Here is a 23,317-nt window from a genome sequence, read left to right as displayed (position 1 = left end):
GATGCCGAGATCAGTCACCGGAGGCCGGTGGCAGGCGGTATTCCGCATGCACCAGGGACAGGAGTTCTTCGACGGAAGTGTCCTTCGACGGGCGGTCGAAGGTGATCTCGCCGTGTTGCAGCAGGTTGACCCGGTCGCAGACGTCCACGACCTGGCTGTAGTTGTGCGCGATGAGGATGATGGCCAGATCGCCCTGTTGTTTGAGCCGATCGAGCAGGCGCAGGATCTGGCCGCCCTCCTTGGCGCCCATTGCCGCGAGCGGCTCGTCGAGCAGCAGCAGCTTGGCCTCGGAGTGCACCGAGCGCGCCACGGCGATGGCCTGACGCTGCCCGCCGGACAGCGCACCCACCTCCGCGGTGACCGACGGGATATTGATCCCGATGCGGTCCAACGACTCTCGCGCCCGGCGCTTCATCTCCGCCCGCCGCAGAAACGGTAACGGGCGGTGCACGAGTTCCTTGTTCAGGTGCAGGTTCAGGTACACCGGCAGATCCGGGATCAGCGCCAGATCCTGGAACACCGTCTCGATTCCGAGCGATCGGGCGTGCACCACCGAACGCAGCCGAGTCTCGTTGCCCTGGAACAACAGCCGGCCGCTGTCGGGCTGATGGAATCCGGTGAGGATCTTGATCAGCGTCGACTTGCCCGCGCCGTTGTCGCCGATGAGGCCGAGGATCTCCCCGCGGGCGACCCGCAGGTTGATATCCGTCAGCGCCTGCACCGGGCCGAACCGCTTGCTGATGTGCTCGGCACGGATCACATCGTCCGGATGTTCGGTTGTCTGCGTCATGTGCGGCTCACTCGCTTGCGTAGATGTCCGAGATACACGTTCAGCAGCATCGCGATGACGATCGCGACGCCGAGCACGACGTCGAAGGTGTTCGCGCTGACTCCGGCCAGGGAGAATCCGTCGAAGACGATGCCGAGCAACAACGCGCCCAACAGCGCGCCGACCACCGTGCCGCGCCCGCCCAGCAGGGCGGTGCCGCCGATCACCGCGGAGGCCACCGCGAGGAACATGGTGTTCGGGCCGCCGTTGGTCGGATCGAACGATCCCAGCCGCAGCCCGTCGATGATGCCGCCCAGACCCGCCAGTGTGCTGACGATCGCGAAGTTCACCACCTTCACCAGATTCACCCTGATACCGGCCTCGGCCGCGCCCACCGGATTGCCGCCGGTAGCCTGCGTGCTGATGCCGAATCGGGTGGCGGACAACAGGATCTGCATCACCATCACGACACCCAGCACCCACAGCAGCTCGGACCAATGCGCCTTGCCGAACGCGGAGACCACCCAGCCCGAGGCGGGCGCGGCGACCGGCGCGCCGTTCGACATCAGCAGCGAGATACCTTCCAGCAGAAAGGAACTGCCCAGGGTCACGATGAACGAGGCGATGCCGAACCGGGTCGATATGAACCCGTTGGCCGCGCCGATGGCCGCACATACGACCAGCGCCAGAATCAGGGCCAGGATCAGTGGCGTGCCGCCGTTGTAGAACGACATCAGCACGAACGGCGACAGCGTGAACATGAATCCCGCGGACAGATCGATCTCACCGCAGATCAGCAACATCACCTCGCCCGCGCCGACGATGGCCCACGGCGCGAGATAATGGATGATGGTGATGTAGTTGTCCGAGAGATTGAAACCCGTTGTGGTGACACTGAAATAGATCGCCACCGCGATGGTGGCGATCAGAATGCTCAGTTCCTTCTGCCGCACCAGCGCTTGTACGACAGTGCGGCCGAAGGACCGTTCTGTCACAGCGTCACCGTCGACGGCTGCGGCAGCGGGATCGAAGCGGGCATGGCGCCCAGATTGTGGCCCTGCTGCCCCTCGTAGGCGCTGCCCGAGTTGTACGCCGCGACATTCTCTTTCGTCACGAAGGTCAGGCCGGTATCGGTTTCCGGCGGTGCGAGCAGTGTGCCCGAGACGCGGTACAGGTACAGGTACAGCACCGACAGGAAACCCTGCATGTACGCGGACTGGTCGATGGTGAATTCCAGTGCGCCCGAGGAGACTCCCTTGATCGTGTCCGCCAGCGTGTCGAACCCGCCCGCGTGCACCTTGCCCGCGATGTTCTTGCTCGAGATCAGCTGCGCGATCGAGGCGGTACTGCCCGCGTCCACCGCGTACAGTCCCACCGCATCGGGCTGGCCCGCGTAGGCCGCTGTCATCGCGTTGAGCTCACCGGCCTGTGCCGCACCGGTATTGATCGATTTGACGACCACGCCGGGTGCGGCCTTCGCCAGCGCCGCGGTCAACCCGTCCAAGCGCGGCTGCAGGTTGTTCGCACCCGGCTGCGCGATGCCGACCAGGATGGTGCCGGAGGTGACGCTCTGCGCGATCCGCTGCCCCATCAGGGTGCCCGACTTGTACAGATCCTGGCCGATATAGGCCAGCGGATAGTTGCCCGGCGCGGTGGCGTTGTAAGCGACGACCGGAATCCCCTTGGCCAGAGCCTGTTTCGTGGGCTCGACGAAGGCGTTGTTATCGGTCAGCGGGATGGCGATACCCGCCGCGCCGGAGTTGATCGCGTTCTCGAAGGCGCTCACCATCTCCGAGACGGTGCCGTTCTCCGAGCCGGTCCATTGCGGGGTGGGGAGATTGAGCAGTTTGGCGGCGTCTTCCAGGGCCGTACGGGTGGGGATGAAGAACGAGTTCGTCGTGACATGGTTGACGAACACGAACTTCCACGCCGGGGTCGACGGAAAGTTGCCCACCCCACCGGATCCGGAACGGGTCGCACTCGCGCAGGCCGACAGCAGCGTGCCGAGCGCCGCCGCGCCGCCCGCGCCCCCGAGTAGTTTCAACGCGCCGCGTCGGCTCGCGGTCCGGGAGATCTCTACGGCATCGGAAAGATGTTCTGACATTGCGGGTTCCTCATCTACCACTGTATTTCGGGTCGCCCGGCCCGCGGCCGGCGCGTCTGTGATCAGCTCTCGGCGGCCTGGCGACGTTCCCAGCCCGAGCTGAACAGGTTGAAGTTCACCGACTTTCGCGGATGCTGCGCGAGCGCCTGGTAATCCAGCGAGACGCCCAGGCCTGGTCCCTGCGGCAGCGGGAAGTATCCGTCGACCACCTCGGGCAGTCCGGGTGCGCAGTCCTTGACGAAGACGTCGGCGAAATCGTTGAAATGTTCCTGCACCTTGAAGTTCACCGTCGTCGCGGCCAGGTGCAGATTGGCGGCGGTGGAGATGGGTCCGCCGACGTTGTGCGGGGCCATCAGCAGATAGTGCGATTCCGCGGCGGCGGCGAGCTTCTTCGCCTCCCACAGCCCGCCGGAGTGGGTGATATCGGTCTGCAGGATGTCCGCGGCCTGCAGCGCGAACAGTTCGCGGTAGTCGTATCGGGTGTGCATGCGCTCACCGGTCGCGATCGGAATCGAGGTGTGCGCGGCCACTTTCGCCAGGGCGGCCAGATTCTCCGGCGGCACCGGTTCCTCGAGCCAGGCCGGATCGTACGGTTCGAGCAGTCCGGCCAGGCGGATCGCGGTGGCCGGGTTGAACCGTCCGTGCATCTCGATCATGAGCTCGACCTCTGGCCCGACCGCCTCGCGCACGGCGGCCACGAGCTCGAGCGAACGGGCGGTCTCGGTGCGGTCGAGCTCGAACATCCCCGCACCGAACGGATCCACCTTCATCGCGCGATATCCCCGCGCGACGACGCGTTGCGCGGCCGCGGCGAACTGCTCCGGAGTCCGCTCGACCTGGTACCAGCCGTTGGCATAGGCCTTGATCCGATCGCGCACCGCACCGCCGAGCAGCCGGTACACCGGCACGCCCAGGGCCTTGCCCTGGATGTCCCAACAGGCGATCTCGACCGCCGCCAGCGCCGACATCGCGATCTCCCCGGCCCGCGCGTAGTCTAGGCGCATCATCCGGTGCACCAGCGATTCCACCTCGAACGGGTCACTGCCGCGGATGTGGTTGTCGGTCGCCTCGGCCAGAAAGCCCAGCAAGGCGTCGGTGTGATTGAGCATGCGGACCTCGCCGAGCCCGGTCACGCCCTCGTCCGTGTGGACCTCGACGATCGTCAGATTTCGCCACGCCGTGCCGAGAACGTGCGTGCTGAGCTTGGTGATCTTCATCAGATGTCCTGTCGTGCAGTCGGTTCGAAGATACAACGCTTTGACTTTTACCATCCAATCATTCGATGATTTAGTCATGAATACTTTCTCCGCCGGTCCACTGGGCAGGCATCGCACGATGCACGGCCGGGTGGTGGATTGGCTGGGCGAGCGGGTGGTGTCAGGTGTCTACGCCGAGAATTCCCAGCTGCCCAACGAATCCGATCTCGCCGCCCAGCTGGGCGTCAGCCGCGGCGGGGTACGCGAGGCGGTGAAGGCATTGGCCGCCAAGGGGCTGGTCGATCCGCGGCCGCGGATCGGCACCCGGGTGCTGCCCCGCTCGTCCTGGAATCTGATGGACCGTCAGGTGATCGGCTGGCACAACACCGATCCGGCGTTCGTGCGTGATCTGCTCGAACTGCGCCTGATCGTCGAGCCGGGCGCGGCCCGCCTGGCCGCCGAGCGGGTGGATCCCGAACAGGTCGAGGCGATGAGCGCCGCCTACCAGGCGATGGCCGAACATGCCGCGCGATTGCCACAGGACAGCGAGGAGTTCGTCGCCGCGGACCTCGCCTTCCACCTGACGCTGTTGCGGGCCAGTGGAAATCAGCTCGTCGAGCAATTGGGGCGACTGCTGGAGTCCGGGCTGCAACACGGCCTCGAGGCGACCAGTGAACTGCCCGGCGGGGTGGAGCGGACCCTGCCGATGCATCGCGCGGTGCTCGACGCGGTCCGCCGGGGCCGTCCCGACGCGGCCGCGCGCGCGTGCCGGAAACTCATCGAAACGACGGCCGATGCGATGGCGGCCCGAACGGAGTCCTGATGTCCGTACGAGAATTCCTCCGGGCGAGCGGTATGTCGGAGAGCGACGGCCCCGCGCCGGCCGCGAGCGAGAAGCGTTTTCCCGACGGTGCGCAGTACCGGGTAGAGATCCCCAGCGTGGAGGGGCCCGTGGTGCTGGCTGCCGTCCTGGACGAGGCTCACGCCCGGGACGTGCGGGTGCACCGCATTTCGCAGGGCAGCGGCGTACTGTTGCTCACCGATGACGAACTGTCGGCCATGGCCGCGCGGGGCGCCGCGGAACCGGTCGAGGTCAGTCTGTTCGCCCGGCCGCTGGCCGGATGGGGTACCGGCGCAGCCGCATCGGCCTCGGGCGCGGGTGCGGTCGGTGCGCAGGCGCGCGGGGCCGAGCAGCTCGCGCACTGTCTGCTGGATATCGAGCGGGCCGCGAACTTCGGCCTGCGCAGCGTGCTGATCACCGATATCGGGGTGCTCGCCTCCGCCGCGCGGATGCGCGAGCAGGGCTATCTGCCCGCGGATATGCAATTCAAGATCAGCGTGCAGATGGGCCTGGCGAACCCGGCCGCGATCCGGATCGCGCAGGATCTGGGAGCGAACACCTACAACGTCCCGACCGATCTGAGCCTGGCCCAGCTCGCCGAGATCCGGCGCGCGGTCGACATCCCGTTGGACATCTACGTGGAGGCTCCCGACGATCAGGGCGGCTTCGTCCGGCATTACGAGATCGCCGAACTCGTCCGGGTCGCAGCCCCGGTGTACCTGAAATTCGGTCTGCGCAACGCCCCGAACATCTACCCCAGCGGGACGCATCTCGAGGCGACGGCGGTGGCATTGGGGCGCGAGCGGGTCCGCCGCGCACGCATCGGATTGGATCTGCTGCGAAGATTCGCTCCCGGTGCGGTGACCTCCGAACTCGGCGCGGACGGGCTGGCGGTTCCTGTCGGCGAGGACGTGAAATGATCACGCGCGCATCGCAATCCGACTCCAGCATGCCTGTCCGCCCAGAGGGGGATTCGCGGTCCCGGAACCTGTGTCGGCAATTCGCCCGCGACACAACGCACCCCAGCTCCGGTCGGCGATTCGGTTGCCGCCGTGGTTCGGGTACGTCGCGCGCGGCATTCGACACTCCCGCTGAACTTCGGGTATGGCGCGGTCCGGCTGCCCGAGTGACGTCGGAGTGCCGGCCGAGCACACGGTTCCTGGCGACGGGAGCGCACTGATGTCATCGCGAGCGGTCCGGGTGGATGCGCCGGGGCAGGTACAGGTGGTGCCGATGTCGCCGCAGGCGCCGGGCCCCGGTGAGGCGATGGTGCGGGTGGCGTGGACGGGCATCTGCGGGTCCGATCTCGAGGTCGTCGCCGGGACACGGCCCGCGCCTTATGTGCGGTATCCGGTCGTGCCCGGGCACGAATGGTCGGGGACGGTGGCCGAGGTCGGCGCCGATGTCGATCCGGAGTTGATCGGTAAACCCGTTGTGGGAGAGGGTTTTCGGTCCTGTCTGCGCTGTGATGCGTGCCGGCGTGGCGACACCAATCTGTGTGCGAACGGGTACGCCGAGACAGGATTCACCCATCCCGGAGCCTGGGCGGACTATCTGACGTTGCCCGCACGGCTGCTGCACACGCTGCCCGCCGGCGCCGATCTGCGTGCCGCGGCGGCGCTCGAACCCGCCGCCTGTGCCGCCGCGGCATGTCTGCGCGCGGGGGTGCGGACCGGTGAGCGTGTCGTGGTGGTCGGGGCGGGGACGCTCGGACTGCTCATCACCCAACTGGTGGCGGCGGTCCGGCCGGATGAGTTGACCGTCATCGATCGACGGGCCGAGTGTGAATCGCTGGCCAGGCGTTGCGGGGCAACCCATTTCAGCACCGAGGTCGAGGACTCCCGGCGGTACGACGTCGGGCTGGAGGCCGCGGGCGGGATCGGGACCGCGCGCCTGGCCACCTCTCTGGTACGTCGCGGAGGTCGCGTGGTGCTCACCGGAATCCCTGCCGCGGAACCGGATCCGATCTCCCCGGCCGATCTGGTGCTCGGCCAGATCACCCTGTACACCGTCTTCGGCGCGCCGGGACGCGCCTGGACTCACGCGGTGCGCGCATTCGCCGCGGGTGCACTGGATCCCGCGCCGCTGGTGTCGCACGAATTCCCGCTCGAACAGGTCGATTCCGCACTGCGGGCGCTGCGCGCGGGCGGGGCGGTGAAAGTGCTGCTGCGGCCGTGATTTCCGTCGAACAGCTCACCGCACCCATCGCCGAGCACGGCGAAGGGCCGGTCTGGTGCGACCGCTGGCCCGGTCTGCGCTGGGTCGACATGCTCGCCGGGGACGTTCTCGAACTCGATTCCGGCACAGGCGAACTCCGCCGCATCCCGGTGGGCACGGTCGCTGCCGCACTGCGTCCGCGAGCCGAGAGCGGCGTGGTCCTGGCCCTGGAACGCGGCTTCGCCCTGGCGGACGACGACCTCGGGCGAATCACTCCCCTGCCGGAGCTGTGGTCCGATCCCGGTATCCGGATGAACGACGGCGGCTGTGATCCCCAGGGCCGCTTCTACTGTGGTTCGATGGCATACGCCGAGACCCCCGGCGCGGGCGCGCTGTACCGCCTGAACCTGGACGCCGGCGTCGACATCGAACTCACCGATGTCACCATCTCCAACGGCCTGGCCTGGAGCCCCGACGGCGCCACCGCCTACTACGCCGACACCCCTACCCACTGTGTGGACGCCTTCGACTACAGCCCGGAATCCGGCCTGTCCCACCGCAGAACCGCGATCCGCATCCCCGACGAATGCGGCTCCCCCGACGGGCTCACCGTCGACGCCGAAGGCGCTGTCTGGGTAGCCCTGTGGGGCGGCGGCGCGGTCCACCGCTACTCCCCGGACGGCAACCTCCTGGACATCGTGCACCTGCCCGTATCCCAGGTCACCGCATGCACATTCGGCGGCCCCGCCCACACCGACCTGTATATCACCACCTCCCGCCAGGGCATCGACCCCGCCACCCAACCCGCCGCCGGAGCCCTGTTCCGCGCCTCTCCCGGCGTCCCGGGCCTGCCAACCCTCCCCTACCGAGGAGCGATCTGATCCTTCGCAGTCGGGTCGTCGGCGTGCCGGTGAGCGTGCCCGACGCCAGGACGTGCCGGAGAGCCGACGGCAGCAGGGTCCAGACCGAGCTTCGTGAAGGCGACGAATCCTAAGGGTCGCACCACCTTTCGCGAGGTCGCCTGCGGTCGGCTCGAACGCGGCGAGGTATGGATGCCGGGAGTGGTGATCGGACGCGCAGATCCCGACTCAGGCCCGCGCGGCCGCGACGGTCATCGCCACGGGTTCGTCGGACAGCCGTTGGCCCGTCCACGTGTACAGCGAGCCACCAGTCGCGAGCGGGAGCAGCGCGGCGTCCAAACCCATTGTGCGTGCGGGTCTTTCGTCCGGATAACGGAGCACGCTCGTGATCGCGCGCGGGGCGGAGAGCGCGTCGTCCGTGGCGGCGTTCTCGCCGAGTTCGAGGCGGTGGCGCAGTAGCGGGGTCCGGTCCAGATCGGCGATGAGGTCGCCCCGCCAGTGGCCGGTCGACTCGCCGGTGCGGCCGATCTGGACGCGTTCGCGCAGGTGCAGGCGGGCGTCGTCGGCCAGGTGGACGGTGCTGACGGTTTCGTGGGTCGCCCCGCCCGCGACGATGGTCGGTTCGGGATCGAAATCCAGTGCGCCGCCCGCGCCGACCTCGAACGACCAGTGCGCGTGCGATACGAGCGTCGCCCGGCCCGGGAGGGCGATGGTCGCGGCCACCGAGCGCACCCGCAGCCGGGCGCCCGGTTCGACCACGATCGCGATGTCTAGTTCGTCGCCACCCAAAGGTGTTGCGGCCGTTCCGATCAGATGGACGACGTCCGGTCCGGTACGTCGCGCCGCGAGTCCGCCGGTGGCATGGATCCGTGGCAGCACACGGGGACTCGCCACGATCCGTACCTCAGTGCGCAATACCGGCACCCGCGGCGGCATCGCGTTCCGCGATCGCACGCAATTGTCCGCGCACCCAGTCGAGTACGGGCGTGGCGGCCGGATCCCGGGTCAGGGAGGTGAATACGAACGGGCGCCCCTCGCGCACCGCGGCCGAATCACGTTCCATCATGGTCAGATCCGCGCCGACCAGTGGGGCCAGATCGGTCTTGTTGATGACCAGCAGATCCGAGTAGGTCACGCCCGGCCCGCCCTTGCGCGGCACCTTGTCACCACCGGCGACATCCACGACGAAGATCTGCGCATCGATGAGACCGGAGGAGAAGGTGGCGGTCAGATTGTCCCCGCCGGATTCGACGAGGATCAGATCCAGCGGCGGATTGGCCTCGATCAGATCGTCGATGGCGTCGAGATTGGCGGTGATGTCGTCGCGGATCGCGGTGTGCGGGCAGCCGCCGGTCTGCACGGCGGTGATCCGCTCGTCGGGCAGGACGGCGTGGCGGCGCAGGAAATCGGCGTCCTCGGTGGTGTAGATGTCGTTGGTCAGCACCGCCAGCGACAGTTCGTCGCGCAGTTGGCGGCACAGTGCCGCGGTGAGCGCGGTCTTTCCGGACCCGACCGGACCGCCGATGCCGATCCGCACCGGCTCGCCCGCCGAACGCACACGCTTGGGCCGGTCGTGCGCGTGATCGTGCGGTTCACCGTCGATCAGATGTGGGGGCATGGGGTTATCTCCTTTCAGGAGGCGAACAGGGGCATCGGACGGTCCGGGTGCCGCTGCGCGAGCACATCCTGCAGTGGATCGGATGCCGCGGCCGGACCGCGCGCCGCCTCGGCCGCGGTCCGATCACACAACTCGGCGAGCCGGATGGTACTGGCGGCCACCGCGGCCGGATCCAAGGCCAGCAGTCGCTGCGCGGCCGTCGCGGCGCCGGTCATGGTCGTGTAGGCGACCACACCGGCGATCTCCAGCGGGCTCGCCGCCGCCGCGATGCCGACCACACCGAATACTGTCGACAGATGCGGCCGCGCCCCCAATTCATGCCAATCCTGTTGCGGCCAAACCTGTTTCGCTAGACGAAGCATACCGCGCCCCTGAGCCCGCGAGGCAGCCCGAGCGGCCGGTGCGGGAGTACGCGCATCCGCCTCCTCCTCGGCACGCCGCGGATCCCACTCCCCCGCGCACACCGCCGCCGCCAGTGCTGCGGCCACCAGCCCGGACGTGCGAATACGCCGCCGCAGATACAGCTCCAGCGTCGCCACATCGCGCACCAGCCCGGAGGCCACCGCCTCCTCCACCCCACCAGAATGCACATGCCCGCCCACCGGCAGCCGCGAGTCGGCCAGCGTCAACAGCGTCGCCAGACTCATCGGCACGGACCCGGGTCGTACATCACCCGATCCTATGTGCCCGGCACCGGTACCCGCCCGCGCAGCCGAGTGACACCGCCCACGCCCCGTCGGGCAGAGCATGCCCGCGAAGTGGATGAGATCCGCCGCACCGGGCCGAGCACGAAGTCCCACTTGTCCTCGATGCGCGAAGGCTGTGGCGCACCGTTCGCCGCAAGCAACCGACGGCATCGGCCGAAGCGGGTCGAGCGCCGGCGAAATTTTCGCCACCGATGTCGACCGGCGCGGGCGGGTCCGGCGGCATCGGCGAGGTGAGATCGGCGGCACGGCACGACGAGGCAGCTGTTCGGCTGCCCCGTCGTCGCTGTTTCGACGTGCTACTTCGGGTGGGTGGCGAAGAATTGCCAGATGACGGCGGTGGCGTCCAGCGCGGTGGACGGTGGGTCGAGACGGAGCAGGTTTTCGGCGGGGGTGTTGGGCTGACCACCGGGCCATTGGTGGCCGGCCCCATCGATGGTGATCAGCTCGACCGCCTTTCCGGCAGCGCACGACGCCGTCGACGTGGTCACCGGCGGGCGGGTCGTGACCGTCGGTGCGGAGCAACCGTCGACGCGTCGCCACGTCGCGGCGACCGCCTGCACTGCCGGACCGTCGATGCGTGCGGGTCCTTGCCCTGGGCCGCCGGAATACGGGATGTTGTGATCCGCCGTGCCGTGCACGTGCAGGACCGACAGCGGCCGCGGGTCGTCGCAGGCGCCCAGCATGGTGGCCGAATCCGGGCCGATGGCGGCGAACACGTCGCTGCGGCAGGCCAAGGTGTAGGCCATGATTCCGCCGTTACTGATTCCGGTCGCATAGACGCGGGCAGTGTCGATCGCGGTGCTGTTCTCGATCTGCCGAACCATCGCGGTGAGGAAACCGACGTCGTCCACGCCGTCGCGAGCGGGGATGCCGCAACAGCCGCCGCCGGTGTTCCACGCTCGGGCGAGCCCGTCCGGGTAGGCGACGAGGAAACGCGCCGAATCGGCGTGCCGATCCCAGCCGTAGGACGCCTCGGCCTGGCTACCGGTTCCGAATCCGCCGTGCAGCATCACCACCAGAGGCGCGGGGCCGGACACCGTCGCCGGACGGTACAGGTGGTAGGTGCGGACCCGTCCGCCCACCGTGATGGTGTGCGTCGAGGAACCCGCCGGAACCACGGTCGCCGTCGAGGCGGCAGGCGTCCAGCTCTGCCCCGGATCGACGGCACACCCGGCGACGGTGATCAGCGAAGCCACGGCCGCGGCGGCGGCCGCACGAACTGTCCACGGAACCGACATGCCATCAACAAACAACGTCCCGGGTGAGAAAACAATCGCCCGACGACAGGTTTCAGGGAATTTTCAGCCGACCGCTCGGGTGCGCCGCCTACCGGAGCGCACTCATGCTGTGCGCCAACGTATTCAGCGCCGAAAGGTGCGGGACATCAGACGCTGGGCCGGGCCGCGGGTGAGGTCGGTCCAGGCCTGTAGCGGCCCGGTCCACCAGGGCGAGATCTCGACGGGTCTGGCGACGACGGCGTGGCAGACGACATCGGCGGCCTCCTCGGCGGTCAGGCCGGGCATACTGCCGAAATCGGTCGGCGCGCTCATCCTGGTGTGCACGAGCGGCATGTACACCGAGGTCGTGGTGACATTGTCGGCGGCGATCTCGGTGGCCACCGTGCGCAACCACATGTCGAAGGCCGCCTTCGACGCGCCGTACGCCGCCCATCGCGGGGCCGGTGGCATCCGCAGACCCCAGGTGGAGATGTTGACGATATGGCCTTCGCGCCGCTCGCGCATACTCGGCAGCAGGGTGAGCAGCAGCCGGACCGGGCCCAGATAGTTGATATCGATGGTCCGGGTGAAATCGTGGAATCGGTCGTAGGACTGATCGATCGCGCGCCGAATCGACCGGCCCGCATTGTTGATCACCACATCCACGTGCCCGTATTCGTCGAGCAGATCGCGGCCGAGCCGCTCGGTGGCGTCCATATCGGTCAGGTCGACGCGGTGGATGTGCGCGATGCCGCCGCTCGCGGCGATCTCCGCGGCCACCGCCTCCATCTCGTCGAGCGACCGCGCCGCGAGCAGCACCGTCGCACCCGCGGCCGCGAGTTTCAGCGCGGTCTCCTTGCCGATGCCGTGCGAGGCTCCGGTCACCAGGACGATCCGGCCGGATACCGCCGTGCGCAGCGCATCGTTGCGTGGGCGCGAGGTCGGATACAGCAGACGCGTCGCCAGCCGTTCGGCGAATGGACGGCCGTTCGCGGACGAGGTGTCGTTCACGACTCGACTCTAAATCGCGGTCCTGATCTTCGCGCTCGAAACGGGCCCGCCGCGAACCGGCCGCATCGGCCGCTCCGCGCGATCACCCCGCAGCGGCCGCCTCGACGGCCGATTCCGGCTCCGCACGCGCCGCGCGTCCGCGCCCGGCGAACAGTGCGACCACCGCCATCGCCCCCAGCAGGGCGGCGCCGACCGTGGTCGCCACATGCATACCGTCGACGAACGAACCGCGCGCGGCACGCACGAGCCCGGTATCGGCACCGGCCCGGGCGACGGTCTCCCCGAGTGTCGGCTCGTAGTCACCGCCGGACCGGAATACCAGTGCCGCAAGCGATCCCAGTAGCGATAGGCCGAGCGCATTGCCCAATTCGAAACTCGTCTCGGAGATTCCGACCGCGGAACCGGCCCGTTCGGGCGGCACCGAGGAGACCGACACCTCCGACACCAGGGTGAACATCGTGCCATAGCCCAGACCTGCCACCGCGGAACCCGTTACGTACCAGGCGATCCCGCCGTCGACGCCGAGCCCGGACAGCATCAGGTTGCCCAGCGCTGCCAGGCCCAGCGCGCAGGCGAAGGCCGTGCGAGTGCCGAGCCGGCGGGCCACCCGCGCACCGCCCATCGCGCAGACGAACACCACCGCGGCCGCCGGAATACCGAGCAGCGCGGCGGACAGCACGTCGCGCCCGGCGACCGATTGCAGATAGGTGCTGGTCAGGTAGCTCATCGCGGCCAGCGACATCATCCCTGCCATGGAGGACCCGATCGCGATGGAGAACAGGCCGCGCCGGAACAGGCTCAGATCCAGCAGCGGCTCGGCCAGATGACGCTGCCGGCGCACGAAGGCCACCATTACGATCACGCCCGCCAGTCCGATCAGCACCGTGATCGGGTCGACGCCTTCCGCCGCGGCCTCTTTGACCGCGTAGACGACCGGCAGAATGCCGCCGATCGACATCGCCACACTGAGCAGATCCAGCGGCCCCCGGCCCGCCGCCCGATGTTCGGGCAGTACGAACGGCCCGAGCGCCAATAGCACCAGAATCACCGGAGTATTGATCAAAAAGACGGCGCCCCACCAGAATTGGTGCAGCAGCATACCGCCGATCAGCGGCCCGACCGCCGACCCGCCGGCGAAGAAGGCCGTCCACACCCCGATCGCGGCGGCCCGCCGACGCGGATCCGGGAACAGACTCGAGATCAGCGCCAGGCTCGACGGCAACAGCGTGGCCCCGCCGACGCCCATCAACGCGCGCGCCGCGATCAGCACGCCCGCATTCGGCGCGAACGCCGCGAGTACCGAGGCGATTCCGAACACGCACGCCCCGGCGAGCAGGATGTTCCGCCGCCCGATCCGATCGCCCAGATTGCCCATGGTGATGAGCAGTCCGGCGATCAGGAATCCGTAGATGTCCAGGATCCACAGCTGCTGAGTGGCATCGGGAGCCAGGTGGGCGGTCACCGTCGGCATGGCCAGGTACAGCACCGACATATCCATCGATACCAGCAGTACCGGCAGAATCAGGACTGCCAATCCCAGCCAGGCGCGCCGCGCCGTCGCGGGCACACCGGTGCCTGTCTCGCTCATCACCTATCCTTCGAATCGCGCGTACGACGTACGCGATAGCCTGGGTACAGCGTACGCACCCGGCTGGGTAAACGAAAGCGAGTAACGCAGTGAACACAGCACCGCGCGGCGACTCCGAGGCGGGCAGCGGCCGGGAGACGGGCGGCCACGAGCCGAAACTCACCCGCGCGAGCATCGTCGACACGGCGATCGCGCTGGCCGACGAGGCCGGGGTGGACGCGTTATCGATGCGTCGCATCGCCGACCGGATGGGCGTGGGCGCGATGTCGCTGTACCGGCACGTCCCGAACAAGGACGCCCTGCTGGCCGAGATGACCGACGAGGTGGCCCGCCGCAACCCCTATCCCGCGCCGGAGCCGGACTGGACCTGGCGCGACCGGGTGCGCATCGCCGCAGATATCGATTGGCGGCTCTATCAGCAACATCCCTGGGTGCTGTTCACCTTCGCGGTGCCGCGCTACAACTTCGGCCCGCACAGCCTGGCGTGCCTGGCCTGGCTGGTGGAGGGATTCACGGAACTCACCGATGACCCGCACGAGGCCACGCGGATGTCCCTGGCGGTGTGGAGTTATATCTCCGGCATCGCCCTGCAACAGGTCAGTGCCGCGATGCTGGCCAAGCGCGAGAGCGACCACGAGGACACCTCGGCATTCGACGCGCTGCTCGAAGGCTCACCGCGCTGGCCGACCCCGCCCGGCCTGGCTCCGCTCGAAGGGACCGGCCGCGGCGATCTCCTCGACCCGGTACAGCTGCTGCGCACCGGGCTGACCGCACTGTGCGACGGATTCGCCGCGGGCCGGTAAGCGGCTACTCCACCACTACGGCATAGGCGAATCCGTCCCAGCCCTTACTGCCGACGGTCTGCAGGACCGATGCCTCGAGCCGTGGTTCGGCGCCGAGCAGTTCGATCACCTCACGGCTGGCGCGCACCGCCTCGTCGGTCGAATCCGGATCGGCGATACCGCCATTGCGCACGACGTTGTCGATGATGATCACCGATCCGGGGCGCGTCAGGCGCAACGCCCACCGCACGTAATTGGCGTTGTTGACCTTGTCGGCGTCGATGAACACCAGATCGAACGGCGTGGGCTGCTCCTGCTCCAGCACCGGCAGGCTGTCCAGGGCGGCACCGACCCGGATCTCGACCCGCTTGCCGACCCCGGCCCGGTCCAGATTCTCGCGAGCGACCTCGGCGTGCCGCGGTTCGAACTCCAGGCTCAGCACCTGCCCGTCCTCGCCGACGGCCCGCGCCAGCCAGATCGTGCTGTACCCGCCGAGCGTGCCGATCTCGAGCACCCGCCGCGCTCGGATCGACCGCGCAATCAGATGCAGGAACTTCCCCTGCGCCGGCGATACGTCGATCGGCGGGAGTCCGGCGGCCGAATTCGTTTGCAGCACATTGTCGTCCCCGTGCCCGACCAGGGTCGAAACCAGAAAGCGATCCACGTCGTCCCATGCGGCATTCGTCATGATCGCAGTCTGCCACTTTCGCGCCCCGATCGGCGGCGTGCCGGACTTCGCGGTCAGAACAGGAAATACCGTTGCGCCATCGGTAATTCGGCGGCGGGCTGTTCGGCCCAGACCTCTCCGTCGACGCGGACGGTGAAGGTGTCCGGATCGACCTCGATGCGGGGCATGGCGTCGTTGTGCGGCAGATCCGCCTTACCGCGCCGGCGGACGTTCGCCACCGGAACCAATCGGCGGTTCACCCGCAACCGGTCGGCCAGGCCCGCCTCGATCGCCTGTTCGGAGACGAAATGCAGTGCGGTGCCGGCGGTCACCGCGGGCGCCGCGCCGAACATGGGTCGCGGCAGCACCGGCTGCGGGGTCGGAATCGAGGCGTTCGCATCGCCCATGGCCGCCCACGCGATCGCGCCGCCCTTGAGCACCGCGTGCGGACGGACCCCGAAGAATGCCGGTTCCCACAGCACCAGATCGGCCAGTTTGCCCACCTCGACCGAACCGATCTCGTGGTCCAGACCGTGCGTTATCGCCGGGCAGATGGTGTATTTCGCGATATACCGGCGTACCCGGTTGTTGTCCGCGGCGCCGTCGCCGGGCAGCGCGCCGCGACGCCGCTTCATCATGTGCGCGGTCTGCCAGGTGCGCATGACGACCTCGCCGATGCGGCCCATGGCCTGAGAATCGCTGCCGATCATCGAGATCGCGCCCAGATCGTGCAGCAGATCCTCCGCGGCGATGGTGGACGGCCGGATCCGGCTCTCGGCGAAGGCCAGATCCTCCGGCACGGAGGGGTTCAGGTGATGGCACACCATGAGCATGTCCAGATGCTCGTCCAGGGTGTTGACCGTGTGCGGGCGGGTCGGGTTGGTCGAACTGGGCATCACGTTGGGATGCGCTGCGACCGTGATGATGTCGGGCGCGTGCCCGCCGCCCGCGCCCTCGGTGTGATACGAGTGGATGGCCCGGCCGGCGATGGCGGCCAGGGTGTCCTCGACGAATCCGGCCTCGTTCAACGTGTCCGAGTGCAAAGCGACCTGGACGCCCGCCGCATCGGCCACGGTGAGGCAGGCGTCGATCGCCGCGGGCGTGGTCCCCCAGTCCTCGTGCAGCTTGAATCCGCCCGCACCGCCGCGCAATTGCTCCCACATCGCCTCGTGCCGCACGGTGTTGCCCTTGCCGAGCAGCAGGATGTTCACCGGCCAGCCGTCGGTGGCCTCGAGCATCCGGCCCAGATGCCACGCGCCGGGACTGACCGTGGTGGCCTTACTGCCCTCGGCCGGGCCCGTGCCGCCGCCGATCATGGTGGTGATACCGCCGCCGAGCGCCTCCTCGAGCAGCTGCGGGCAGATGAAGTGCACGTGGCAGTCGATCGCGCCCGCGGTGAGGATGCGCCCGTTGCCCGCGATGATCTCCGTGCCCGCGCCGACCACCAGATCCGGGTGGACGCCATCCATGGTGTCGGGATTGCCCGCCTTGCCGATGCCGCAGATGCGTCCGTCGCGAATACCGATGTCGGCCTTGATAATTCCCCAGTGGTCGACGATCACGGCACCGGTGATCACAGTGTCCGGCGTGCCCTCGGCGCGGGTGGCGCGGGCCTGCCCCATGGATTCGCGCAGCACTTTGCCGCCGCCGAAGACGGCCTCGTCACCGGCGATTCCCGGTCCGCCGCAACGATCCTCGGTGATCTCGATCAGCAGATCGGTGTCCGCCAGGCGAATCCGGTCGCCGACGGTGGGCCCGAACAGCTCCGCGTAACGGACACGGGACAATTCGACCATCAGGCGTCCAGCTTTCCGGGTGCGTCGAGACCGATGCCGTGCACCTCGCGCGCACCACCCAGCGGAACCAGCGAAATACGCTGTCCCAGACCGGGTTCGAAGCGCACCGCGGTACCCGCGGGAATATCCAGGCGACGGCCGTGCGCGGCCGCCCGATCGAACCGCAAAGCCTTGTTGGCCTGCGGGAAGTGTACGTGCGAACCCACCTGTACCGGCCGATCTCCGGTGTTGACCACCTCGAGTTCGATCCGGTCCGCACCGGCGTTGATCTCGACGGCCTCCGCGGCATACAGGAATTCGCCGGGCACCAGGCCCGTGCCGATGCGCTCGCGGGCGGAATCGTCGTGACTCACGCCGGCTCAGCCGATCGGGTGGTGGACGGTGACGAGTTTGGTGCCGTCCGGGAAGGTTGCCTCGACCTGCACATCGGCGATCATCTCGGGGATGCCCTCCATGACGTCCTCGCGGGTGAGCACCGCGCGCCCCGAGTCCATCAACTCGGCGACGGTGCGCCCGTCGCGCGCGCCCTCGAGCACGTGGTCGGTGATGATCGCGATCGCCTCGGGGTGATTGAGCCGCAGTCCCCGGGCCCGGCGACGCCGGGCCAGTTCGGCCGCATAGCTGAGCAGCAGCCGTTCCTGCTCGTGCGGCGACAATCGCATGCGGACTCCTCGGCGGATCTGTCGGTGTCGCACATTCTGGCACGTCGGCCGGGTAACCGCGCGTCGCGGACGCGCAGATCAGTCGGCGACGGGCAGATTCTGCAGCCGGACCTGTCCCCGCGCGACCACCCGCTCCTGTTCGTCGGTGATCGCCACCTGCCACAGCTGCTGCAGCCGGCCCCGGTGGACCGGGGTCGCGATACCGCGCAGGACGCCCTCGCGAACCGCGCGCAGGAAATCGGTGTTGTTGTTCACCCCGACCACCGATCCACGATCGCCGTACCAGACCCCGCCACCCACGCTGGCGAGCGTCTCGATGACGGTGCAATACACACCGCCGTTGACGATGCCCGCGGGCTGATGCAACTGCGGGGAGACGACCCACTCCCCGGCCACGCGATCGGGCGAGACCTCGGTGTACTTCAATCCGATCAGATCGGAGAAACTCCCCTCGCTGAAACGGGTCATCTGCTCGGGAGTCAGATCCGCCAGCGAGCGGATCCCGGACCGATCGTTCTCTGTCATGCGAAAACAGTTGCATACCCCAGCTAACGCCCGGGCTCGCGGGTCGGACGAACGGGATCGAGGGTATTCCCACGCCGGAGACGAGAGCGGCGGGCCCGGCACGATAGCCGGACCCGCCGCGGCAACAGATCGGGGAGTCGACCGCAGCCCTCGGGACTCTCGCTCGATCTCGACGCCACTCCTAGTGTAGGACAGGCTTGCCTAACTCATCAAGTCCGAAGCATCGGCAGCCCGCGTTCCCGCATCGCGGCCAGCAGACCCCGACCGCGCTCCGCACCCGCCGTCGAGGAGGTGCCCGCCAGATCCGGCACGTACGTCGCCGCGCCGACCACGCTCTCGATCACCAGTGACCAGAACCGGCGCGGGGCCAGCCCTGCGCAGCGCCACAGAGCGACCTGCACGAGCGTCAGCGCGGTCGAACAGCGATGCGCCAGCCACACTTGCAACGCCGGCTCGCACGGCAGCACCACCACCCCCGGCTCCCCCGCCAGCCGATCGCCCGCCACGACGCGAATCGTGGTGTCGGACAAGCCCGCCCAGTCGATGCCGCCGTCGTTGTCCGAATGCACCCACAGATTCTCGAGGCCGGGATCCCAGGCGCGCCCCTCGGCCACCAGCAGCGCGACCACGCGGCCGACCACCGCATGGATCAGCGCCGTCGCCACCACCTCCGCGGCGATATCGGCACTGCTCATCTCGGCGGCGTGGCGGCGGTACATCAGGGCGATACGCCCTTCGTCCAGCGCGTCCGACAGCCGCCACCAGCGGCGTCGGCCGTGATCGGCCATCGCGGCGACAGCGTAGACGCGCGGATGTTCCGGTTGCAGTGCCCGCAGCCGCTGACACGCGTGCCCGAATACCGGCTCGCACTGGCGGGGCGGACAGGCGGTGATCGGCTCGAACATTCGAACCTCCTTCGGGAAACGAAGCGGACCGGAACAGAATATTAGGTTAGCCTTACCAGATTTACCGGGCAACGGATGGGATCGGCCAGGGGCGATTCGACACCACGACCTGCGTATGAAAAATCCCACACGTTACCGGCTGGTTACGACGGCCCGTAGTACGCATTTGCGTCGTTGGCTCCGTAAACTCGAGGGATGGCAGGTCTTGGTGAACTCGAGAAAGCGGTCATGGACCAGTTGTGGTCGGCCGATCAACCGCAGACGGTCCGGCAGGTCCACGAAGCCCTCGCGGCGCATCGCGAGCTCGCGTACACCACAGTGATGACGGTTCTGCAGCGTCTGGCGAAGAAGGACCTCGTCGTCCAGCAGCGCGACGACCGTGCGCACCGGTACGCCCCCGTGCACACCCGCGACGAGTTGGTCGCCAGCCTCATGGTCGATGCGCTGCAGCAGGCCGACGAGGTCGGCAGCCGTCGCGCGGCCCTGGTCCACTTCGTCGAACAGGTCGGTAACGACGGGGCTGCCGCCTTGCGCGAGGCACTCGCTAAGCTCGAAGCCACCGAGGCCGCGCGCACCAAGTCCGACACCACGCGCAACGTGTCCGACGACGAGGGAGCCGCGCCGCCGCAGTAGAAAGCTGCGGCGTTCCCGCGCCGCGATCTCGGGCCCTGGCCCCACAACGCAGTGAGCTGAGCATGAATGCAACCGCGCCGGTATTCGCCGGTCTCGCTTTGCTTCTGGCGGGACCGGTCCCAGCCCTGCTCAGTCGAGCCTCGTGGCCGTACCGGACGCCACGGGCGGCTTTGGTGCTGTGGCAGGCCGTCGCCCTGGCCGCGGTGCTCAGCGCCTTCGGCTCCGGTCTGGCCATCGCCAGCCTGCTGCTCGTTCCGGGCCCCGACGGGCGGCCGACCACCTCGCCCACCCGGGAGATCCACGCACTCGGCCTGCCACTGTGGTCGGCCTACGTGATCGTCCTCGCGCTGACCCTCCTGGTCGGCGCCCGCCTGATCTACATGGTGGTCCGGGTCGGCATTCACACCCGGCGCCGCCGGACCCGTCATCGCATCCTGGTCGACCTGCTCGATCAGGGCGGCGATCTGAGCGGCCATCGCGCCGCGGACATCCGCGTGCTGGCTGCGGCCGAGCCGATCGCCTACTGCCTGCCCGGCCTGCGCCGCCGCGTGGTGCTCAGTCAGGGCACCTTCACCAGCCTGAACGAATCGGAGCTCACCGCGATCGTCAGCCATGAGCGTTCGCATCTGCGCGCCCGGCACGATCTGGTGCTCGAGGCGTTCACCGCCGCACACGAGGCCTTCCCCCGGTTCGTGCGCAGCAAATCCGCGCTCGACTCGGTGAAACTGCTGATCGAACTGCTCGCCGACGATTCCGCGGTCAAGGTCACCGGCGCGACGCCGCTGGCCCGCGCGTTGGTGGCCTGTTCGAATTCGACCGCGCCGCAGGGCGCGATGGCCGTCGGCGGGCCGACCACCCTCATCCGCATTCAGCGCCTGGCCGGCCCGCTCGGCGATCTGCGCATCGCGATGGCGGCCTATCTCACGGCCGCGGCCATCCTGGTGGTGCCGACTCTCGCGGTGGCCATTCCCTGGTTGGTCGAGCTGAAGCGCCTGTTCCGTGCCTGAACCGAGCGTGGTTCGCGCGCCGCGGTTCGTCGATCTGGGCCTGCCGGTCCCGCTGGTGCAGGCGCTGCGCCGCGCCGGACTCGAGACCGCCTTCCCGATCCAGGCCGCGGCCATTCCCGACGTTCTCGCCGGCCGCGACGTATTGGGCCGGGCCGCGACGGGTTCCGGCAAAACCCTGGCCTTCGGCCTGCCCATGCTGGTGCGGCTCACCCGCGCGGCCTCCGCATCCCGACGACCGCGCGGGCTGGTCCTCGCACCGACGCGGGAACTCGCCCTGCAGATCGAGACGGCTTTGGACGAACCGGCCCTCGCCCTCGGGCTGCGGTTGGGCAGCGCGGTCGGCGGCGTCCCGATCGCCCGCCAGGTCCAGCGGCTCGAGCGCGGCGTGGACCTGCTCATCGCGACTCCCGGCCGGCTCGCCGACCTGATCGCACAGAGCGCGGTCGGACTCGACGCCATCCGCGTCGTCGCGGTGGACGAGGCGGACCACATGGCCCAGCTCGGATTCCTCGACCAGGTCACCGCCCTGTTGGATCTGCTGCCCGCGGACAGCCAGCACCTGCTGTTCTCGGCCACCCTCGACGACGCGGTGGACGTTCTGGTGCGACGGTATCTGCGCGAGCCGGTACTGCACGCGGTCGGCGCGGCGCCTTCGGGCGCCACGGATGAGTCCTCGGATCCCATTGCGCTCCAGCACAATACGACATCGCCCGAACCTGCTGCCACGCTTGCCGGTGCCGTCACGAACGCATCTGCGTCACCGGCCGAGGCCGGATCGAGCCCGGCCATCACCCATCACCTCCTGCATCTGCGCAAGGCCGACAAGCGCGCGGTGGTCACCGAGATCGCCGCCCGCGAGGGCCGCACCCTGCTGTTCGTGCGCACCCAGTACGGCGCGGACAAGCTGGTCCGGCGGCTGCGCGAATCCGGTATCGCGGCGGCGGTCCTGCACGGTGGCAAGGCCCAGAACCAGCGCACCCGCACGCTGGCCGCATTCGCCGACGGCTCGGCCCCGGTTCTGGTCGCCACCGACGTCGCCGCCCGGGGCATCCACGTCGACGACATATCCCTGGTCGTGCACGTCGACCCACCGGCCGACCCCAAGGACTACCTGCACCGTGCGGGCCGCACCGCACGCGCGGGCGCCACCGGCACCGTGGTCACCCTCGTCACGGCGGACGAACGCGAGACCGCCGAACAACTGCTGCGGGACGCCGGAATTCGGCCCGCCCACACCGAGGTCCGCCCCGGCGACCGCCGCCTGGCCGACCTCACCGGAGCCCGCCGCCCCTCCGGCACCCCGGTCCCCGACCCGACCGCACCGCCTCCCCCGCCGACCCCCCGCACCGACCCCGGCGACCGCCACCGCCGAACCCGCCCGGGCCGTTCGTATTCCACCCGGCGCAGCCGCCACACCCGCTGATCGACCGCCGTCCCGATCCGCTCAGCGGCGGCGCACCGATCGAGCCGGCCGACAGAAGAGCCGGCCACCGGCTCGTGTGCCACAGCGGATTCCGCCTCCCGGAACGACGGCGGCCCCGTACCGTGACCAGCCCATCCGGTAGCCGCGTCGCCCCGACCGCGGCCGCGCGATCCGACGCGCGCCACCGGATATTCCGGCAATTCGGACATGCGGATCGATTAGGCTGGCATCAGTCGATCACGGAGGGGCGACGATGACCGAACGCAAACCAGCCGGTATGACCTACGAATCGTGGCTGGACAAGCAGATTCGCGAGGCGACCGAGCGCGGTGAATTCGATGATCTGCCGGGTGTGGGCAAGCCGCTGCCGGATGCGGGGCAGAGCTACGACGAGAACTGGTGGCTGAAGGATTATCTGCGGCGCGAGGGCGTGAGCGGGGACGGCATGCTGCCGCCGTCATTGCTGCTGCGGCGCGATGTGGAACGGCTGCCGGACGCGGTGCGGACCATGAATTCCGAGCAGCGGGTTCGGGAGCACGTCCGCGAACTCAACGCCCGGATCGTCGCCTGGTTGCGGATGCCGCACGGACCGCACGTCAACGTCCGGCCGGTCAACGCCGACGAGGTGGTCGCACAGTGGCGCGCCCGGCGGCAACCCGCGGCACGGCCCGAACACGCGGCGACCACCGAGCGCACGCCTACCGCGTCGGCCGCTCCCCGATGGCGGCGCACTCTGTTCCGCCGGCACCGCTGACGCGACCACCGTACGGGCTCGCAATCGGCCGGTCAGCAGCCCGCGCCACGTTCGCCGAGCTCGTCCGCGCAACCCGGGAGTTCCCCTACAATTGC

Annotated in this window: 25 protein-coding genes; 9 read left to right on the top strand and 16 right to left on the bottom strand. The window is 68.8% G+C overall.

The window, feature by feature from the left end:
* Positions 1 to 10 precede the first annotated feature (10 nt).
* The 4 genes from NV1_RS22710 to NV1_RS22695 form a co-directional block, all read right to left on the bottom strand.
* The gene (locus NV1_RS22710) at positions 11 to 790 is read right to left on the bottom strand and encodes an ATP-binding cassette domain-containing protein (RefSeq protein ID WP_067894571.1); all 780 of its coding nucleotides are present in this window, start codon (positions 788 to 790) and stop codon (positions 11 to 13) included.
* The gene (locus NV1_RS22705; RefSeq protein WP_067894568.1) at positions 787 to 1,764 is read right to left on the bottom strand and encodes an ABC transporter permease; all 978 of its coding nucleotides are present in this window, start codon (positions 1,762 to 1,764) and stop codon (positions 787 to 789) included. The genes NV1_RS22710 and NV1_RS22705 overlap by 4 nt, the downstream gene beginning before the upstream one ends.
* A complete protein-coding gene (locus tag NV1_RS22700) occupies positions 1,761 to 2,873 on the bottom strand; it encodes a substrate-binding domain-containing protein (protein WP_067894565.1) in 1,113 nt (370 codons plus the stop codon). Before NV1_RS22700 ends, NV1_RS22705 begins: the two co-directional genes overlap by 4 nt.
* A gap of 62 nt (positions 2,874 to 2,935) precedes the next feature.
* Positions 2,936 to 4,090 (bottom strand): mandelate racemase/muconate lactonizing enzyme family protein, encoded by a 1,155-nt coding sequence (locus NV1_RS22695; protein WP_067894563.1) that lies wholly within the window; start codon positions 4,088 to 4,090, stop codon positions 2,936 to 2,938.
* Positions 4,091 to 4,166: 76 nt separating this feature from the next.
* Here NV1_RS22695 and NV1_RS22690 point away from each other — a divergent pair, with 76 nt between their 5' ends.
* The 4 genes from NV1_RS22690 to NV1_RS22675 all read left to right on the top strand — a co-directional run bounded on the left by NV1_RS22690 (position 4,167) and on the right by NV1_RS22675 (position 7,948).
* Positions 4,167 to 4,892: a FadR/GntR family transcriptional regulator gene (locus NV1_RS22690; protein ID WP_067894561.1), complete on the top strand. Its 726-nt coding sequence runs from the start codon at positions 4,167 to 4,169 to the stop codon at positions 4,890 to 4,892.
* Positions 4,892 to 5,830 carry a U32 family peptidase gene (locus NV1_RS22685; protein WP_218027188.1) on the top strand — a complete coding sequence of 313 codons (939 nt, stop codon included), beginning with the start codon at positions 4,892 to 4,894 and terminating at the stop codon, positions 5,828 to 5,830. The genes NV1_RS22690 and NV1_RS22685 overlap by 1 nt, the downstream gene beginning before the upstream one ends.
* A 259-nt stretch (positions 5,831 to 6,089) precedes the next feature.
* Positions 6,090 to 7,088: a zinc-dependent alcohol dehydrogenase gene (locus tag NV1_RS22680; protein WP_067894814.1), complete on the top strand. Its 999-nt coding sequence runs from the start codon at positions 6,090 to 6,092 to the stop codon at positions 7,086 to 7,088.
* Complete coding sequence (locus tag NV1_RS22675) at positions 7,085 to 7,948, top strand: SMP-30/gluconolactonase/LRE family protein (protein WP_067894558.1); 864 nt, start codon at positions 7,085 to 7,087, stop codon at positions 7,946 to 7,948. Before NV1_RS22680 ends, NV1_RS22675 begins: the two co-directional genes overlap by 4 nt.
* Positions 7,949 to 8,155: 207 nt before the next feature.
* Here the strand turns inward: NV1_RS22675 and NV1_RS22670 are convergent, their stop codons facing one another.
* The 6 genes from NV1_RS22670 to NV1_RS22645 form a co-directional block, all read right to left on the bottom strand.
* The gene (locus tag NV1_RS22670; RefSeq protein ID WP_067894811.1) at positions 8,156 to 8,842 is read right to left on the bottom strand and encodes an urease accessory protein UreD; all 687 of its coding nucleotides are present in this window, start codon (positions 8,840 to 8,842) and stop codon (positions 8,156 to 8,158) included.
* Complete coding sequence (ureG, locus tag NV1_RS22665) at positions 8,832 to 9,545, bottom strand: urease accessory protein UreG (protein WP_067894556.1); 714 nt, start codon at positions 9,543 to 9,545, stop codon at positions 8,832 to 8,834. The genes NV1_RS22670 and ureG overlap by 11 nt, the downstream gene beginning before the upstream one ends.
* A 14-nt stretch (positions 9,546 to 9,559) precedes the next feature.
* Complete coding sequence (locus NV1_RS22660; protein WP_067894554.1) at positions 9,560 to 10,192, bottom strand: urease accessory protein UreF; 633 nt, start codon at positions 10,190 to 10,192, stop codon at positions 9,560 to 9,562.
* A gap of 356 nt (positions 10,193 to 10,548) precedes the next feature.
* Positions 10,549 to 11,490 carry a CE1 family esterase gene (locus tag NV1_RS22655; protein ID WP_067894551.1) on the bottom strand — a complete coding sequence of 314 codons (942 nt, stop codon included), beginning with the start codon at positions 11,488 to 11,490 and terminating at the stop codon, positions 10,549 to 10,551.
* 123 nt (positions 11,491 to 11,613) lie between these two features.
* Positions 11,614 to 12,480, bottom strand: coding sequence for an SDR family NAD(P)-dependent oxidoreductase (locus NV1_RS22650; RefSeq protein ID WP_084525635.1), 867 nt, complete (start codon positions 12,478 to 12,480; stop codon positions 11,614 to 11,616).
* 82 nt (positions 12,481 to 12,562) lie between these two features.
* Positions 12,563 to 14,068, bottom strand: coding sequence for an MFS transporter (locus tag NV1_RS22645; protein WP_067894548.1), 1,506 nt, complete (start codon positions 14,066 to 14,068; stop codon positions 12,563 to 12,565).
* Positions 14,069 to 14,157: 89 nt separating this feature from the next.
* Here NV1_RS22645 and NV1_RS22640 point away from each other — a divergent pair, with 89 nt between their 5' ends.
* The gene (locus tag NV1_RS22640; protein ID WP_084525634.1) at positions 14,158 to 14,871 is read left to right on the top strand and encodes a TetR/AcrR family transcriptional regulator; all 714 of its coding nucleotides are present in this window, start codon (positions 14,158 to 14,160) and stop codon (positions 14,869 to 14,871) included.
* A 4-nt stretch (positions 14,872 to 14,875) separates the two neighbouring features.
* Here the strand turns inward: NV1_RS22640 and NV1_RS22635 are convergent, their stop codons facing one another.
* The 6 genes from NV1_RS22635 to NV1_RS22610 form a co-directional block, all read right to left on the bottom strand.
* The gene (locus tag NV1_RS22635; RefSeq protein WP_067894545.1) at positions 14,876 to 15,538 is read right to left on the bottom strand and encodes an O-methyltransferase; all 663 of its coding nucleotides are present in this window, start codon (positions 15,536 to 15,538) and stop codon (positions 14,876 to 14,878) included.
* 53 nt (positions 15,539 to 15,591) lie between these two features.
* On the bottom strand, positions 15,592 to 17,313 hold the full coding sequence (locus NV1_RS22630) for an urease subunit alpha (protein WP_067894542.1): 1,722 nt from the start codon (positions 17,311 to 17,313) through the stop codon (positions 15,592 to 15,594).
* Positions 17,313 to 17,624, bottom strand: coding sequence for an urease subunit beta (locus NV1_RS22625; RefSeq protein ID WP_067894803.1), 312 nt, complete (start codon positions 17,622 to 17,624; stop codon positions 17,313 to 17,315). The genes NV1_RS22630 and NV1_RS22625 overlap by 1 nt, the downstream gene beginning before the upstream one ends.
* Positions 17,625 to 17,672: 48 nt before the next feature.
* Complete coding sequence (locus NV1_RS22620) at positions 17,673 to 17,975, bottom strand: urease subunit gamma (RefSeq protein WP_067894539.1); 303 nt, start codon at positions 17,973 to 17,975, stop codon at positions 17,673 to 17,675.
* Positions 17,976 to 18,053: 78 nt separating this feature from the next.
* Positions 18,054 to 18,443 (bottom strand): PaaI family thioesterase, encoded by a 390-nt coding sequence (locus NV1_RS22615; RefSeq protein ID WP_067894800.1) that lies wholly within the window; start codon positions 18,441 to 18,443, stop codon positions 18,054 to 18,056.
* 266 nt (positions 18,444 to 18,709) lie between these two features.
* On the bottom strand, positions 18,710 to 19,405 hold the full coding sequence (locus tag NV1_RS22610; RefSeq protein ID WP_067894537.1) for a hypothetical protein: 696 nt from the start codon (positions 19,403 to 19,405) through the stop codon (positions 18,710 to 18,712).
* Between the two features lie 195 nt (positions 19,406 to 19,600).
* Between NV1_RS22610 and NV1_RS22605 the strand changes: the two genes are divergently transcribed.
* From NV1_RS22605 to NV1_RS22590, 4 genes are all read left to right on the top strand, one after another.
* Positions 19,601 to 20,038 (top strand): BlaI/MecI/CopY family transcriptional regulator, encoded by a 438-nt coding sequence (locus NV1_RS22605; RefSeq protein ID WP_067894535.1) that lies wholly within the window; start codon positions 19,601 to 19,603, stop codon positions 20,036 to 20,038.
* Positions 20,039 to 20,100: 62 nt separating this feature from the next.
* The gene (locus NV1_RS22600; protein ID WP_067894533.1) at positions 20,101 to 21,045 is read left to right on the top strand and encodes a M56 family metallopeptidase; all 945 of its coding nucleotides are present in this window, start codon (positions 20,101 to 20,103) and stop codon (positions 21,043 to 21,045) included.
* Positions 21,038 to 22,468 (top strand): DEAD/DEAH box helicase, encoded by a 1,431-nt coding sequence (locus NV1_RS22595; RefSeq protein ID WP_084525632.1) that lies wholly within the window; start codon positions 21,038 to 21,040, stop codon positions 22,466 to 22,468. The genes NV1_RS22600 and NV1_RS22595 overlap by 8 nt, the downstream gene beginning before the upstream one ends.
* A 253-nt stretch (positions 22,469 to 22,721) precedes the next feature.
* Positions 22,722 to 23,222, top strand: coding sequence for a DnaJ family domain-containing protein (locus NV1_RS22590; RefSeq protein ID WP_067894527.1), 501 nt, complete (start codon positions 22,722 to 22,724; stop codon positions 23,220 to 23,222).
* Positions 23,223 to 23,317: the final 95 nt, after the last annotated feature.

Source organism: Nocardia vaccinii NBRC 15922, from assembly GCF_001613305.1.
Classification (GTDB): Bacteria; Actinomycetota; Actinomycetes; order Mycobacteriales; family Mycobacteriaceae; genus Nocardia; species Nocardia vaccinii.
This window is presented reverse-complemented; position numbering and strand designations above follow the sequence as displayed.